Origin of the sequence: Paracoccus sp. pheM1, from assembly GCF_018499825.1 — a bacterium.
GTDB lineage: Bacteria > Pseudomonadota > Alphaproteobacteria > Rhodobacterales > Rhodobacteraceae > Paracoccus > Paracoccus versutus.
Window position 1 is genome coordinate 649,284 of the sequence record NZ_JAGXCX010000001.1, and the last position, 14,395, is coordinate 663,678.

Annotated in this window: 13 protein-coding genes and 1 tRNA gene; 9 read left to right on the plus strand and 5 right to left on the minus strand. The window is 66.8% G+C overall.

Features of this window, described 5'->3' with window-relative positions; all coding sequences use genetic code 11:
- Positions 1 to 77: 77 nt before the first annotated feature.
- From KF941_RS03235 to thrS, 4 genes are all read right to left on the minus strand, one after another.
- Entirely contained in the window at positions 78 to 725 is a 648-nt protein-coding gene (locus KF941_RS03235; protein ID WP_214272525.1) for a DsbA family oxidoreductase, read from the minus strand.
- Positions 722 to 2,326 (minus strand): class I adenylate-forming enzyme family protein, encoded by a 1,605-nt coding sequence (locus KF941_RS03240; RefSeq protein ID WP_214272526.1) that lies wholly within the window; start codon positions 2,324 to 2,326, stop codon positions 722 to 724. The genes KF941_RS03235 and KF941_RS03240 overlap by 4 nt, the downstream gene beginning before the upstream one ends.
- Positions 2,327 to 2,537: 211 nt before the next feature.
- Positions 2,538 to 2,744 (minus strand): cold-shock protein, encoded by a 207-nt coding sequence (locus tag KF941_RS03245; protein WP_011747293.1) that lies wholly within the window; start codon positions 2,742 to 2,744, stop codon positions 2,538 to 2,540.
- A 227-nt stretch (positions 2,745 to 2,971) separates the two neighbouring features.
- Positions 2,972 to 4,918, minus strand: a complete 1,947-nt coding sequence (gene thrS / locus KF941_RS03250; RefSeq protein WP_214272527.1) for a threonine--tRNA ligase — start codon at positions 4,916 to 4,918, stop codon at positions 2,972 to 2,974.
- Positions 4,919 to 5,082: 164 nt separating this feature from the next.
- Between thrS and KF941_RS03255 the strand changes: the two genes are divergently transcribed.
- The gene (locus tag KF941_RS03255) at positions 5,083 to 5,829 is read left to right on the plus strand and encodes an alpha/beta hydrolase (RefSeq protein ID WP_214272528.1); all 747 of its coding nucleotides are present in this window, start codon (positions 5,083 to 5,085) and stop codon (positions 5,827 to 5,829) included.
- Between the two features lie 42 nt (positions 5,830 to 5,871).
- Here KF941_RS03255 and phaZ read toward each other — a convergent pair whose 3' ends face one another.
- Positions 5,872 to 7,197, minus strand: coding sequence for a polyhydroxyalkanoate depolymerase (gene phaZ / locus KF941_RS03260; protein WP_052096230.1), 1,326 nt, complete (start codon positions 7,195 to 7,197; stop codon positions 5,872 to 5,874).
- Positions 7,198 to 7,327: 130 nt separating this feature from the next.
- On the opposite strand from phaZ, the gene phaC reads away from it, so the two are divergent.
- The 8 genes from phaC (at position 7,328) to KF941_RS03300 (ending at position 14,389) form a co-directional block, all read left to right on the plus strand.
- Positions 7,328 to 9,658, plus strand: coding sequence for a class I poly(R)-hydroxyalkanoic acid synthase (gene phaC, locus KF941_RS03265; protein ID WP_214272529.1), 2,331 nt, complete (start codon positions 7,328 to 7,330; stop codon positions 9,656 to 9,658).
- A gap of 113 nt (positions 9,659 to 9,771) precedes the next feature.
- Positions 9,772 to 10,245 carry a phasin gene (locus KF941_RS03270; protein WP_036751216.1) on the plus strand — a complete coding sequence of 158 codons (474 nt, stop codon included), beginning with the start codon at positions 9,772 to 9,774 and terminating at the stop codon, positions 10,243 to 10,245.
- A gap of 202 nt (positions 10,246 to 10,447) precedes the next feature.
- Entirely contained in the window at positions 10,448 to 11,035 is a 588-nt protein-coding gene (gene phaR, locus KF941_RS03275; protein ID WP_072461976.1) for a polyhydroxyalkanoate synthesis repressor PhaR, read from the plus strand.
- Positions 11,036 to 11,085: 50 nt separating this feature from the next.
- Positions 11,086 to 11,175 (plus strand) — tRNA-Ser (locus KF941_RS03280).
- A gap of 454 nt (positions 11,176 to 11,629) precedes the next feature.
- Positions 11,630 to 12,058 (plus strand): transposase, encoded by a 429-nt coding sequence (locus KF941_RS03285; protein ID WP_214272530.1) that lies wholly within the window; start codon positions 11,630 to 11,632, stop codon positions 12,056 to 12,058.
- Positions 12,055 to 12,402: an IS66 family insertion sequence element accessory protein TnpB gene (gene tnpB, locus KF941_RS03290; RefSeq protein ID WP_214272531.1), complete on the plus strand. Its 348-nt coding sequence runs from the start codon at positions 12,055 to 12,057 to the stop codon at positions 12,400 to 12,402. Before KF941_RS03285 ends, tnpB begins: the two co-directional genes overlap by 4 nt.
- Positions 12,403 to 12,464: 62 nt before the next feature.
- Entirely contained in the window at positions 12,465 to 14,093 is a 1,629-nt protein-coding gene (locus tag KF941_RS03295; RefSeq protein WP_214273635.1) for an IS66 family transposase, read from the plus strand.
- On the plus strand, positions 14,093 to 14,389 hold the full coding sequence (locus KF941_RS03300) for a hypothetical protein (RefSeq protein ID WP_214272532.1): 297 nt from the start codon (positions 14,093 to 14,095) through the stop codon (positions 14,387 to 14,389). The genes KF941_RS03295 and KF941_RS03300 overlap by 1 nt, the downstream gene beginning before the upstream one ends.
- Positions 14,390 to 14,395: the final 6 nt, after the last annotated feature.

The window sequence follows — 14,395 nt, forward strand, 5'->3', positions numbered from 1 at the left end:
AGGTGAGGACTCAGGAATATAGGCGAAACCGGCGCCAATTTCCAGATATTGCGGCAGCTGCCTGGGGCTTGCGCAACCTATTGGTGCTGCTTGCCCGCCAGTTCGTCGATCACCTGCAGCCACAGCGCGGCGGGCTGGGCCCCCGTCACCACATGGGCATCGGCGACGACGAAGGTCGGGACCGAGTTCACGCCGCGCTGCCTTGCGTGCATCTCGCGCGCCTGCACCGTGTCGCGGTCCGCGTCCGAGGCCAGCAGCCGGCGGATCACCGCCCCGTCCATGCCCGCGCCCTCGCCGATCTCGACCAGCACGTCGGGGTTCGAGATGTTGCGGCCCTCGCGCCAGTGCGCCCGCATCAGCGCCGCCATGACCGGGGTCTGCGCGCCCTCGAGTCCCGCCCAATGCAGCAGGCGGTGCGCGTCGAGCGTGTTCGGCATCCGTTCGATCAGCGAGGGGTTGATCCACAGGCCCAGCCGCTCGCTGGCCTCCATCACCGGCTTCATGGCGGCGATGATGCCTTTCTCGTCGGTGAACTTCATCTTCATGTAGGCGACATAGTCCATCCCCGCCCGCGGCATCTGCGGGTCCAGGCGGAAGGGCTGCCAGGTGATGGCAAAGGGATGGTCGGGGCGGCTTTCCAGCGCCCGGTCCAGCTCGGCCTTGCCGATCAGGCACCAGGGGCAGACGGGATCGGCGAAGATGTCGAGGCGGATCTGCTGGTTCATGTCCGGTCCTTGCGATGGGTGTCGTGCTGTGCGCGGGAAGAGGTGTCGTGCTGTGCGCGCGACGGGCTGTCGTGCTGTGTGGGCGACGGGGTGTCGTGCTGTGTGGGCGGATGGGGGTCGTGCTGTGTGGGCGGATGGGGGTCGTGCTTTGCACGCGAATGGACATCGCGCAGGGCGCGGCGGTTGATCTTGCCCGTGGGCGTGCGGGGCAGGGCGGGCAGGTGGATGTATTCGCGCGGCTGCTTGTAACGCGCAAGCCCGCGTTCGGCGGCCGCGCGCAGCCGCGCCTCGTCGGCGCTGCCGGTCCAGAAGGCGGCGATGATGCTCGACCCCGGCCCGACCGGCAATTCGGTCGCGGCGATCTCGCCGATTTCGGGGATCTGCGCCAGCGCGTCCTCGACCTCGCCCGGCGAGACGCGGAAGCCGCCGGCGTTCATCATGTCGTCGTCGCGCCCCAGCAGGCGGATCGCGCCCTCGGGCGTGGTCTCGGCCAGGTCGCCGGTCAGGAACCAGTCGCCGCGGAAGCGGGCGGCGGTTTCCTCGGGCTGGTCGAGATAGCCCAGGAACAGGCCGGGGTCCGCGCGGTGGACGGCCAGGATGCCGGGGCCCTGGGTCGGGGCGCCGCTGTCGTCGAGGATGGCGATGCGGCGGCCGGGCTGGGGAAAGCCGGCCGTGCCTTCGGGCGCGGGGCGCGCGGGGCTGCCGGACAGGAAGGTCGAGCATTCCGACATGCCCATGGCCTCGTGCAGGTCGGTGCCGGTGCGCGCCTGCCAGGCGCGGCGCAGGCCGGGATCGAGCCTTTCGCCGGCGGTCAGGCCATGGCGCAGGCCCGGCCAGGGCCGCCAGTCGGCGCGCAGCATGCGGCGAAAGACGCCGGGTGCCGCGGCCAGGATGGTGGCGCCATGGCGGCCGGCGATCAGCGGGATCTGTTCGGGCGCGATGCCGGGGGCGGGGATCAGCGCGGTGGCGCCCAGCGTCCAGGGGTCCATGAGGCCGGTGCCCAGGGTGAAGGTCCAGTTGAAGGCGCCGGCATGCAGCAGCCGGTCCTGCGGCGTCAGCCCGTACCAGCCGTCGAACATCATCCGGCGGGCGAGGATGGCGCGATGCGCGTGGCAGACGGCGCGCGGCTGGCCTGACGTGCCCGAGGTGAAGACGATATAGGCCAGGTCGTCCGGATCGTGTTGTGCGAACCCGGCCGGCGGCAGCAGGGCGAATTCGCCGAGGCGGGCGGCAGGCAGCACCGGCGCCGGCTGGTCGGGCAGGGCGATGTCCGGGTCGGCGATCACCATGGCCGGCCGGATCGCGGCGGCGATGCGGGTGATCTCGGGCGTGGTCAGCATGGGAGAGGTCGGGACCGGGACGATGCCGGCGGCGATGGCGCCGAGATAGGCCACGGGAAAGCCGGGATTGTTTCCCAGCCGCATCAGCAGCCGGTCGCCGGGGGCGAGGCCGGATTGCAGCAGGCCGGTGGCGGTGCCCAGCACCGCCTGGCGCAGGCGGGCATGCGACCAGCGGTCGGCGCGGCCCAGCCCCAGCACCGACATGGCCAGCCTGTCCGGCGTCGCAAGCCCCGCGCTGAGCACATGTTCGGCCAGGTTCATCCCATCGCCCCGTTTCTGTTCCGGGCTTGGGGATAGAGGCTGTCGGTGCGCATGGGAAGGGGGCTTTGCCCCCGCGCCTCGCCTGCCCCTCGATGGGGCAGGCGAGGCGCTCCCCCAGGATATTTCGACACGGAAGAAGCCGGAAGGGGGCAAAAGGAAACGGCCGGCGCCATGCGGGCCGGCCGTTTCCGAAATTCCGGGTGCTGACGAATCAGAGCAGCTTCAGATCCGAGGCCGAGCTGCGGCCGTCGCGGCCCGATTGCAGTTCGTAGGCGATCTTCTGGTTGTCGTTCAGCCCGGTCAGGCCGGCGCGCTCGACCGCCGAGATATGGACGAAGACGTCCTTGCCGCCGTCATCGGGCGCGATGAAGCCATAGCCTTTGGTGGCGTTGAACCATTTTACGGTGCCGGTAGCCATTATACCGTCTCTCCTTCAAGTCATCCTGGGGCGAGATTGCGCCCAGGCCGTGCAGCCCTTTCCCGTCAAGTCCGGCTGCCCCGTGAAGGGAGGCGGTAGAAAGTCGTGCTCACGCGGACGAGAGGATGAACGATTCGCCGAAAAACGCAAGCACGAATGCGCCGCGCAAGGTGACGTAGGGTCATCTTGCGCGTTCGCATCGGCAAATTGTCGCCAAGCCGGGGCGCTCAGCGCAGGTCCGGCGGGCTGGCCTCGGCCCGCAACGTGGCCACGGCCGATTCGAGCCCGTGGCTTTCGCTGCCCTGGCGGTCGAGGCGTCGGATCGAGACGCTGCGCTCCTCGACCTCCTTCAGGCCCACGGCCATGATGACCGGCACCTTGCCGACCGAATGCTCGCGCACCTTGTAGTTGATCTTTTCGTTGCGGGTGTCGGCCTCGGCCCGCAGCCCGGCGGCGCGCAGGGCGGCCACGACCTCGTGGACGTAATCGTCGGCGCCCGAGACGATCGAGGCGACCACCACCTGGCGCGGCGCGAGCCAGAGCGGCAGCTTGCCCGAGTAGTTCTCGATCAGGATGCCGATGAAGCGCTCGAAGCTGCCCAGCACGGCGCGGTGCAGCATGACCGGCATGTGCTTGGCGCCGTCCTCGCCGACATATTCCGCCTCGAGCCGCTGCGGCAGGTTGAAGTCGCATTGGAAGGTGCCGCATTGCCATTCGCGGCCGATGGCGTCGGTCAGCTTGAAGTCCAGTTTCGGCCCGTAGAAGGCGCCGTCGCCGGGGTTGACCTCATAGGGCAGGCCGAGATGCTCGATGGCGCCTTTCAGCGCCGCCTCGGCCTTGTCCCAGATCTCGTCGGAGCCGACGCGGACATCGGGGCGGGTCGAGAGCTTGATGTCGAATTTCTCGAAGCCGAGATCCTTGTAGACCGAGGACAGCAGTTCGATGAAGCCGGCGCATTCCGCCTCGATCTGGTCCTCGGTGCAGAAGATATGCGCATCGTCCTGGACGAAGCCGCGCACCCGCATCAGCCCGTGCATCGAGCCCGAGGGCTCGTAGCGGTGGCAGGAGCCGAATTCAGCCAGGCGCAGCGGCAGGTCGCGATAGCTCTTCAGGCCCTGGTTGTAGACCTGGACATGGCAGGGGCAGTTCATCGGCTTGAGCGCATTGATGCGCTTTTCCTTGGCGCCTTCCTCGTCCACCTCGACGATGAACATGTTCTCGCGATAGGCTTCCCAATGGCCGGATTTTTCCCACAGGATGCGGTCGACCACCTGGGGCGTCTTGATTTCCTTGTAATCGGCGCGGATCAGCCGGCGGCGCATATAGGCTTCCAGCTCGCGATAGATCGACCAGCCGTTCGGGTGCCAGAACACCATGCCCGGCGCTTCTTCCTGGAAGTGGAAGAGCTCCATTTCCCGGCCGAGCTTGCGGTGGTCGCGCTTGGCGGCCTCTTCCAGCATGGTCAGGTGCGCCTTGAGGTCGTCGCGGTTCCTGAAGGCCACGCCGTAGATGCGCTGCAGCATCGGCCGCGAGGCGTCGCCCAGCCAATAGGCCCCCGCGACATGCGTCAGCTTGAAGGCGTCGGCCGGCACCTGGCCGGTATGCTGCAGATGCGGGCCGCGGCAGAGATCCTGCCAGTCGCCGTGCCAATACATGCGGATCGGCTCGCCTTCCGGGATGCGGTCGAGGAGTTCGATCTTGAAGGGCTCGCCCTGCGCCTCGTAATGGGCGCGCGCACGGTCGCGGTCCCAGACCTCGGTGCGGACCGGGTCGCGGGCGGCGATGATCTGCTTCATCCGCGCCTCGATGGCGCCGAGGTCCTCGGGGGTGAAGGGCTCGGCGCGGTCGAAGTCGTAGAACCAGCCCTGGTCGCGGACCGGGCCGATGGTGACCTTGACGTCGGGCCACAGCTCCTGCACGGCGCGGGCCATGATATGGGCGAGGTCGTGGCGGATCAGCTCCAGCGCCGGCTCGCTGTCCTTCATGGTGTTGATGGCGATGCTGCCCCCGGTGGTGATCGGCCATTGCAGGTCGATGTGCCGGCCGTCGAGGCTGGCAGAGATGGCGTTTTTCGCCAGGCTGGGGGCGATGGAGGCCGCGACCTCGGCGGCGGTGATGCCGGCGGGGTAGTCGCGCGCATTGCCATCGGGAAAGGTCAGGGAGATCTGGGACATGAGTCCTCCTCGTCGGTTTGGCGCCCACGGAACGCCCGGTTGCGGGTATGTCGCGCGGGTGTGGCGCGATTGCCCGGCGTTGTCAATGCGGCTAGGTGTGCAGGGGGGCTTTGCGCCCCCGTCGCGTTCCGCGACTCCCCCGCAGGATATTTGGACACGAAAGAATGACGCAGTTTCTGGAAGGGCCGCAGGGGCGGCGCATCGCCTATAACCGGATCGAGGGGCAGGGGCCCGGCGTGGTGTTCCTGGGCGGGTTCCGCTCGGACATGCAGGGCACCAAGGCGCTGTGGCTGGAGGATTGGGCGCGCGAGCGCGGCCGGGCCTTCCTGCGCCTGGACTATTCGGGGCATGGCGAATCCTCGGGCGCCTTCGAGGAGGGCGCGATCGGCGACTGGCTGGCCGATGCCATGGCCGCGATCCGTGGGCTGACCGAGGGGCGGCAGGTGCTGGTCGGCTCGTCCATGGGCGGCTGGATCAGCCTGCTGCTGGCGCGGACCATGCCCGAGCGGCTGGCCGGGCTGGTCACGGTGGCGGCGGCGCCGGATTTCACCGAGCGCGGCTATTGGGCCGGGTTTTCCACGGCCGAGCGCGCGGCCCTGGCGGAGCGCGGCCAAGTCGAGCAGCCCAGCGGCTATGGCGATCCCTATGTCATCACCCGCCGGTTGATCGAGGACGGGCGCGACCACCTGGTGCTGGACCAGCCCTTGCCGCTGCCTTTCCCGGTGCGTTTCCTGCAAGGCACCGGGGATGCCGAGGTGCCGATGTCCTGGGCGCTGGACCTGCTGGCCCATGCCTCGGGCGAGGATATGCGGCTGGTGCTGGTCAAGGGCGCCGATCACCGCTTTTCGACCCCCGATTGCCTGGCGCTGATCGGCGCGGCGCTGGAGGAGGTGCTGGCGCGGGCAACCTGAGGCGGGCGCGGCCCGCCGGCCGCGCCCCGTTGCCGCGGGCGGTCAGACCGCGATCTTGGAGTCGTGTTCGGTGAGGTTGCTGACGCCGCAATCGACCGGGACCGGGCCGCTGCGGCGGCGCTTGCGCTGGCCGGCGGGCTGGACCTGCTCGTCGATGAAATCCAGCACCAGCGGGCGGATGTTCAGGCGCCAGCTTTTCCCGGCGAAGATGCCGTAATGGCCGGCGCCGGGTTCCAGGTGCTGGGTCTTGCGGCTTTCGGGCACGCCGGTGCAGAGCGCCAGCGCGGCGACGCATTGGCCCGGCGCCGAGATGTCGTCGTTGGCGCCCTCGACCGTCATCACCGCGACATCGGTGATCTTGCCCAGGTCGACCGGCTTGCCGTTCACGCTGAAGCGGTTCTGCGCGATCTCGCGTTCCTTGAAGATGCGCTCGACCGTCGAGAGGTAGAATTCGGCGGTCATGTCCATGACGGCGAGATATTCGTCGTAGAAGGTGTTGTGCTTGTCGCCCTCGGAGCCCTGGCCGCGGGCCTCGGCGAAGATCTTGTCGAGGAAGGCCTTGGCGTGGGTCTCGGCATTCATGGCGATGAAGGAGGAAAGCTGGGCGAGGCCGGGATAGACCATGCGCCCGGCGCCGCGATACTTGAAGCCGACCTGCTGGATCATCAGGTAGTCCAGCTCGCCCATGGTGATGCGGTTGCCGAAATCGGTGACTTCGGTCGCCGCCGCGTCGGGGTCGATCGGGCCGCCGATCAGGATCAGCGAGCGCGGCTGGGCCTTGGGGTCTTCCTCGGCCAGAAGCGCGGTCGCGGCCAGCGCGAGCGGCGCCGGCTGGCAGACGGCGATCACATTGGTGTCGGGGCCGAGATGGCGGATGAAGTCGACCAGATACTGGGTGTAGTCGTCGATGTCGAACTTGCCGCAGCTGACCGGGATGTCGCGGGCATTGTGCCAGTCCGTCACATAGACTTCGCAATCGGGCAGCAAGGATGTGACCGTGGTGCGAAGGAGGGTGGCATAGTGACCGGACATTGGCGCGACCAGCAGGACCTTGCGCGCAAGCGGCGCGCGGCGGGCGACGCGGAAATGCACCAGGTCGCCGAAGGGGCGCTCGATCACCGGCTCGATATAGACGACATGGTCCTGGCCGTCCTCGGACACGACGGGGGGGATTTCCCAGTCCGGCTTGATGACCATGCGCGCGAAGCTGCGCTCGGTCACCCGGCCCCAGGCCGACATCAGCTTGAACATCGGATTGGGCAGCAGCGCGAAGGCCGGATAGGAGGCCAGGGCCCGCGCGCTGGCGCCCATCCATTCGTTGGTGTTGCGGATCGTCTCCATCGCATCATAGGAGATGATCCCTCTCAAACCCTTGTACGTCGTCATTGCCACCTTCTCCCATGGACCCGCCGGATTCGGCCTTGCCGGCAAGGACACGGCTTTACCTGCGTATTGTGCTGGGCATAATGATTTTACGGTTCAGGGAGGATTGTCAATTATGGCGGGCAAGGACGAAAAACCGGAAGCTGCGGACGCGGCCGAAGCCGGGGGCAAACCACGCAGGGGCCGCGGGGCAGGGGCCAAGGCCCGCGCCGGGGCCGAGGCCGCGCAACCCGAGCCCAAGCCTGCCGATTCGGAAAAGCCGGCGCGGGCGCGTCGCGGGAAGGCTGCGGCAAAGGCCGAGCCGGCGCCGGCGCCGCCCGCCAAGTCCAAGCCGGCCGCCAAGTCCAAGCCGGCCGCGGCGGCCGATGCGGCCAAGCCCGCCGCCAAGTCCGGCACGCGCAAGCCCGCCTCGCGCGGGCGGGCGGCCGGGCGCAGCGATCCGCGCCCCGGTCCGCGCCGCAAGCCCACGGGCAAGGCGGCGGCGAAGGCGCAGGCCGAGGCCGCCTCGATCAGCATGGCCGACGAGGCGCTGCGCCCGCTTGGCGCCGTCGGGCCGGGCACGGTGCCGCCGATGGCCGCGCCCCGCGCCCCTGCAGCCGCCCCTGCCGGGGCCGACCAGCCCCCCGTTCCCGCCGCCGAGCCGCATCCGAGCCCGGCCACCGCCGCCTTCGTCGAGGCGGCCTTCGGCGCCGGCAGCCGCCTGCCCGAGCAGCTGGCCCAGAACATCGAGCGCATCGAATCGCTGACCCAGCGCCTGATCAGCGCGCTGGCGCAGCGCCGCCCCTCCAATCCCGGCGTCGAGATGCCGGGTCCCGACCTTTTCGCCACCGCGACCTCGGCCTGGATCAAGCTTCTGGCCGAGCAGCCCGAGCGGGTGATCGGCCAGCAGGTCAGCTATTGGGGCGAGACGCTGCGCCATTTCGCCGAGGCCCAGGCCGCCTTCGCCCGCGGCACGCTGACGCCGCCGCCCAGCGAGGGGCCGCGGGACCGGCGCTTTGCCAACCCGCTGTGGGAGGCGCATCCCTTCTTCAACTTCATCAAGCGGCAATACCAGATCAACGCCCAGGCCCTGCAGGAGGCGGCAAGCGCGCTGGACCTGCCCGAGATGACCGACCGGCGCCGGATCGAATGGTTCACCCGCCAGATGATCGACATGATGGCGCCGACGAACTTCCTGGCGACCAATCCCGACGCGCTGGAAAAGGCGGTGGAGACCGAGGGCGAAAGCCTGGTCAGGGGCCTCGAGAACCTGGTGCGCGACGTCGAGCAGAACAGCGGCGAGCTGATCGTGTCGCTGGCCGACCGCGACGCCTTCCGCGTGGGCGAGAACATCGGCACCACCGAGGGCACGGTGGTCGCGCGCACCAAGCTTTACGAGCTGATCCAGTACAAGCCCACCACCGCGCAGGTGCATGAGATCCCGCTGGTGATCTTTCCGCCCTGGATCAACAAGTTCTACATCCTCGACCTCAAGCCGCAGAACAGCCTGATCAAATGGATCGTGGACCAGGGCCATACGCTGTTCGTGGTGGCCTGGAAGAACCCCGATCCCAGCTATGGCGACACCGGCATGGACGATTATGTCAGTGCCTATCTGGAGGTGATGGACCGGGTGCTGGACCTGACCGACCAGAAAAAGCTGAATGCGGTCGGCTATTGCATCGCCGGCACCACGCTGGCGCTGACCCTGTCGCTTCTCAAGCAGCGCGGCGACGACCGGGTGAACGCCGCCACCTTCTTCACCGCGCTGACCGACTTCGCCGACCAGGGCGAATTCACCGCCTATCTGCAAGACGATTTCGTCTCGGGCATCGAGGAGGAGGCGGCGCGCACCGGCATCCTGGGGGCGCAGCTGATGACGCGCACCTTCAGCTTCCTGCGCGCCAACGACCTGGTCTGGGGGCCGGCGATTCGCAGCTACATGCTGGGCGAGACGCCGCCGGCCTTCGACCTGCTCTTCTGGAACGGCGACGGCACCAACCTGCCGGGGCGCATGGCGGTGGAATACCTGCGCGGGCTGTGCCAGCAGAACCGCTTCGTCAAGGAAGGGTTCGAGCTGATGGGCCACCGGCTGCATGTCGGCGACGTGACCGTGCCGCTTTGCGCCATCGCCTGCGAGACCGACCATATCGCGCCCTGGAAGGACAGCTGGCGCGGCATCGCGCAGATGGGCTCCAGGGACAAGACCTTCATCCTGTCCGAATCGGGCCATATCGCCGGCATCGTCAACCCGCCCAGCAAGAAGAAATATGGCCACTACACCTCGGATGCCGGCTTCCAGCAGGGCGAGCAGCACTGGCTGGACAAGGCGCAGCACCACGAGGGCAGTTGGTGGGGCCGCTGGGGCGAATGGCTGGCCCGGCGGGCGGGGGACATGGTCGAGGCCCGCGATCCGGGCGAGGGTTTCGGCCCCGCGCCCGGCCTTTACGTCCACGAGCGGGCGTAAAATTTTTCTGCACCGCAGCAAGAAAACCTTGCAATGCTGCGGTGCAGAAAGTATATGTTGGTCAGAACAGTTCAACCGGTGCCGAAGCTTCGCGCCGATCTAGGAGAGAGCAAATGGCCAAGACCCCTGACTTCACCAAGACCCTGCAAGAAGTGATGGCGAAATTCCCGGTCGACACCTCGTCGTTCCAGGACGCCTTCAAGTCGCAGACCGCGCTGGGCGAGAAGATGGCCCGCGTCGCGCTGGCCGCTGCCGAGCGTTCGACCGAGATCTCGGCCCAGTGGGCCAAGGACACCATCGCCCGCATGGGTGAGCTGACCTCGTCCAAGGAAGAGCCGGCCGAATACGCCAAGGCGCTGAGCGATTTCGCCACCGCCGCCGCCGAAATGGCTGCCGAGCACATGGCCGCCTTTGCCGAAGTGGCGAAGAAGGTCCAGATGGACACCGTCGACCTGATGCTGACCGCCGGCAAGGACCTGGCCGCCGACGCGCAGAAGGCCGCCGAAAAGGCCAGCCGCGAAACCCAGGCCGCGGTCAAGAAAGCCGCTGCCGCCGCGACCTCGGCCAGCACCGTGACCAAGGCCTGATCGCAGGCCCTTGCGGTTCCAGACGAAGGGGGGCAGTTCGCTGCCCCCTTTTTCCATGGCCGGGCCCGGTTCGTATCCGGCCGGGCCCCCGATCTGGGCCCGATCCGGGGCTCGTCCCCTGCTTCCGGCGCAGCATGGCGATTTTCTTTGCATTTTTCCGGGCCATTTCCCATCATGCTGCAAATGCACTGCCGGAGGAGCCATGGCTGAGCCCGAGAACACGACCCCGCTTCTGATCAAGCGCTATGCGAGCCGCCGCCTCTACAACACCGAGACCAGCGATTACGTCACGCTTGAGGATATTGCGGGCTTCATCCGTGCCGGGCGGCAGGTGCGCATCGTCGATCTCAAGACCGGCGACGACCTGACCCGGCAATATCTGTTGCAGATCATCGCCGAGCACGAGGGCCGGGGCGAGAACGTCTTGCCCATCGACGTGCTGATCGACCTGGTGCGCAGCTACACGACCCAGGCGCAATCGGTGGTGCCGCAATTCCTGGCCGCCAGTTTCGAGATGCTGCGCGAGGGTCAGTCGAAGATGATGGAGAATCTGTCGACCTTCCCCAACCCGATGTCCTCGATGCCGGGTTTCGAGGCGCTCCAGCGCCAGCAGCAGCTGTTCCTGAAGGCGATGGCGGCGGGCTGGGGCGCGGGCAGCAGCGGCCCCGAGATGGAGGAGACCGAGACGGATGAGACCCGTCGCAGCGGCAAGAAGGCTTCCGCGCCCGAGGACATGGCCGAGATCCGCCGCCAGCTTGCCGAATTGCAGAAGCGGATTTCGAAGCTTTGAGAGAACTGCGACTTGCACCCCGCCGCCCGTCGCGCTAGACGAACCGCCACGGACGGTTGGCCGAGTGGTCGAAGGCGCACGCCTGGAAAGTGTGTAGGCGGGGAACCGTCTCGAGGGTTCGAATCCCTCACCGTCCGCCACTTGCCCTCGCGAAAGCGTTCTCCGCGTCCGGCTCCGGCCGAATTTTTCCGTTGTTTTCGAGGGTTATGCGGCGCGGGCTATTCACCCGGCCTCTGCGCCGGGTAGCCTGAAAGCGTTCTCTCGGGGCCAATATTCTCCGGACCTGTTAACCGGATGCTTCACGGTATAGTCCCGCAACGTTCTGATGTTGCAGGAGTTTTACCCATATTGTCAGTCTGGCGGTTGGGAAATCTGAATGCAGGGGACGCGCGACCAGCGTTAAATTTAGGTGCGAGTCAGCTCGTACGAATGGACGCGACCGCACTTTCGTGCGAGGGAGCCCGCAATCCTTGAGCGGTTCTTGCACCAGAATACAAGGTCGCTGCTTTTCAAAAGAGCGACGACTGCCCCGGATCGTTTGTAACGGCCCGATTGTTACCGCCTGCCTGAGTTTGGGCTGATGGATTAAGGCACATGCATAGTGACGTCGTTAATGACGTGTCTTATGCGGGTGTGGGGATGCGGGGCGATATTCTTGGACTGGAGCGGCGGCGGCGGTGGAGCGACGAGGAGAAGCTCGAGATCGTTTTGTCGGTCGGCGTGGACGGGGCGACAGTGACGCAGGTTGCACAGCGGCACGATGTAACACGGCAGCAAATCTATGCCTGGCGGCACCAACTGAAGAAGAAGGGCGTGGTTTCGGCGTCTCCGGAGGCGCTGTTTCTGCCGGTTGAACTGGACCGGCCCACGGAATTGGTGATGCAGTCAGCGGCCATCTGCGCAGGAACGCCTCGGCCTGCCCAGATCGAGTTGCAGTTGGCGAATGGTCGCTGCCTGCGCTTCGATCCGGCTCTGGATACCGTGACGCTGACACATGTGATCCGTGCGGTGGAAGGGGCATGATCGGGCCGGGAACCGGCGTTCGTGTCTATCTGGCCTGCGGCGTGACAGATATGAGGAAGGGGATCACCGGGCTGGCTGCACTTGCCCAGGATGTTCTGCGCCAGAAGCCGACCGGCGGTGCGGTCTTTGCATTCCGTGGGCGTCGCGGCGACAGGTTGAAATTGCTTCATTGGGACGGGCAAGGCTTCTGCCTGTATTACAAGGTGCTGGAAAAGGGCCGCTTTCCCTGGCCTACACGTGGTGATGGTGCGGTTCGCCTGACCTCGGCGCAGTTGGCGATGCTGTGGGAGGGCATTGATTGGCGTAGGCCGGATTGGGGCGCGCCGCCGGCCCGGGTGGGCTGATTTATCCTGCTGAAACACCTCGTTTTTATGGTCAGGATCGCTGCCCTGTGGTAGTCGGACGCATGTCGAATGCGGCCCAGACCCTTCCCGATGACCCGGCGCTTCTGAAGGCGCTGATCGTGGCGTTGCAGGCGGAAAACGCGAAGATCTCGGCCACGCTGCGCGCCCATGACCAGTTGATCCAGACCCTGCGACTGCGCATCGCCAAGCTGAAGAAGCAGGTCTTCGGCCAGTCCTCGGAAAAGATCGAACGCGAGATCGAGCAACTGGAACTGGCGCTGGAGGATCTGCTGATCGCAACGGCCGAAAGTGAGACCTCAGTTCCGGATGACAGTCAGGGCGATGATGTGCTGGAAACGTCAGCCACCGATGAAGGCGGTGACCGCCCATCCCGCCGACGCCCCCGAGTCTCGGACAGCACGCCGCGCGAGCGGCAAGAGCTGGATCCCGGCAGTTGCTGCCCCGATTGCGGTGGTGATCTGCGCCTGGTGGGCGAGGATGTCAGCGAGATGCTGGATCTGATCGCGGCGCAGTTGCAGGTCGTGCAGATCGCCCGGCTCAAGAAATCCTGCCGCCGCTGTGAGCGCATGGTGCAGGTTCCGGCCCCCAGCCGCCCGATCCCCGGCAGCATGGCAGGCCCGGGCCTGCTGGCGCATATCCTCGTCTCCAAGTTCGACGACCACCTTCCGCTTTATCGCCAGCATGAGATCTTCACCCGGATGGGCGCCGACATCCCCGACAGCACACTGGTCGACTGGTGCGGTCGGGCAATGAGGGTGCTGGCCCCATTGATCGAACGGATCGAGGTGGATGTGATGGCCAGCGACCTGCTGCATGCCGATGACACACCGATCCGGGTGCTGGATCGCGCGGGCCGCGACAAGGGGTTGGGCAAGGGGGTGAAGAAGGGCCGGATCTGGGCCTATGTCCGCGATCAGCGCCCTTGGGCAGGCGCCTCACCGCCCGGCGCGGTCTATGCCTTCGCGCCCGACTGGAAGGAAGAGCACGTTCATCGCCATCTGGCCCGGACCCGCGGCATTCTCCAGGCCGATGGCTACAAGGGCTATGCCAAGCTCTACGACCCGGACCCAGACGGGACGCCGCGCCTGCGGGAGGCCGCATGTTGGGCCCACCTGCGGCGGGACTTCCATGACGAATGGGACAAGACCAAATCCGCGATCGCCCGCGAGGCGCTCGACCGCATCGGCGCACTCTACGACATCGAGCGAGAGATCACCGGCCATCCCGCTGATATCCGCCTTGCCGCGCGCCGGAAACACAGTGCCCCGAAGGTCGAGGCCTTCTTCGCCTGGTCGGAGCAGCAGCTCCCGCGGATCCGCGGCAAGGGGGATCTGGCCAAGGCCTTCCGCTATGGGCTGAGCCGTCGGGACGCCTTCAGCCTGTTTTTTGAGGACGGCCGGGTGGCGATCGACAACAATCCTGCCGAGCGCGCGCTGCGCCCGATCGGTGTCGGGCGCCGCAACTGGCTCTTCGCCGGTGCGGATACCGGAGCCGAAACGCTGGCCCGCGCCATGACGCTCATTGAAACTGCCAAGATGAACGGCCTGGATCCCCAAGCCTATCTGGCCGACATCCTGGCCCGCATCCACGATCACAAGATCAATCGGCTCGACGATCTGTTGCCCTGGAACTGGTCGCCGCTGCCCTCCGCCCTGCACGAGGCCGCCTGATGGCAACCGTCACCCACGTCTGCACCCTCGACTACGTCGCAAAGATGCTGGGCGAAGACCCCGAGCTTCTCAAAGCCATCGTCTACAACGACGACAACCTGACCTATGGCTCGATCATCAGCGTCTATACCGGCCCGGATGACACCGTCACCGCCCTGACCGATGACGGTATCGATGAACTGAAAGACATGCTCAGGGACGCGCGCATCACCACCGAAACCTGGCACGCGTTCCTCGACGACTTTGTCGATGACGCGGAACTCGTCGCCCGCATCAAGGCACTGTCGCCGCGGTAACAATCG

Bases quoted from the DNA above. Each gene is read 5' to 3' on its own strand.
- KF941_RS03270 (WP_036751216.1), top strand. From the start codon at position 9,772: ATGGCCAAGACCCCTGACTTCACCAAGACCCTGCAAGAAGTGATGGCG.
- KF941_RS03245 (WP_011747293.1), bottom strand. From the start codon at position 2,744: ATGGCTACCGGCACCGTAAAATGGTTCAACGCCACCAAAGGCTATGGC.
- phaC (WP_214272529.1), top strand. From the start codon at position 7,328: ATGGCGGGCAAGGACGAAAAACCGGAAGCTGCGGACGCGGCCGAAGCC.
- KF941_RS03285 (WP_214272530.1), top strand. From the start codon at position 11,630: ATGCATAGTGACGTCGTTAATGACGTGTCTTATGCGGGTGTGGGGATG.
- KF941_RS03235 (WP_214272525.1), bottom strand. From the start codon at position 725: ATGAACCAGCAGATCCGCCTCGACATCTTCGCCGATCCCGTCTGCCCC.
- thrS (WP_214272527.1), bottom strand. From the start codon at position 4,918: ATGTCCCAGATCTCCCTGACCTTTCCCGATGGCAATGCGCGCGACTAC.
- phaR (WP_072461976.1), top strand. From the start codon at position 10,448: ATGGCTGAGCCCGAGAACACGACCCCGCTTCTGATCAAGCGCTATGCG.
- KF941_RS03255 (WP_214272528.1), top strand. From the start codon at position 5,083: ATGACGCAGTTTCTGGAAGGGCCGCAGGGGCGGCGCATCGCCTATAAC.
- KF941_RS03240 (WP_214272526.1), bottom strand. From the start codon at position 2,326: ATGAACCTGGCCGAACATGTGCTCAGCGCGGGGCTTGCGACGCCGGAC.
- tnpB (WP_214272531.1), top strand. From the start codon at position 12,055: ATGATCGGGCCGGGAACCGGCGTTCGTGTCTATCTGGCCTGCGGCGTG.
- KF941_RS03300 (WP_214272532.1), top strand. From the start codon at position 14,093: ATGGCAACCGTCACCCACGTCTGCACCCTCGACTACGTCGCAAAGATG.
- KF941_RS03295 (WP_214273635.1), top strand. From the start codon at position 12,465: ATGTCGAATGCGGCCCAGACCCTTCCCGATGACCCGGCGCTTCTGAAG.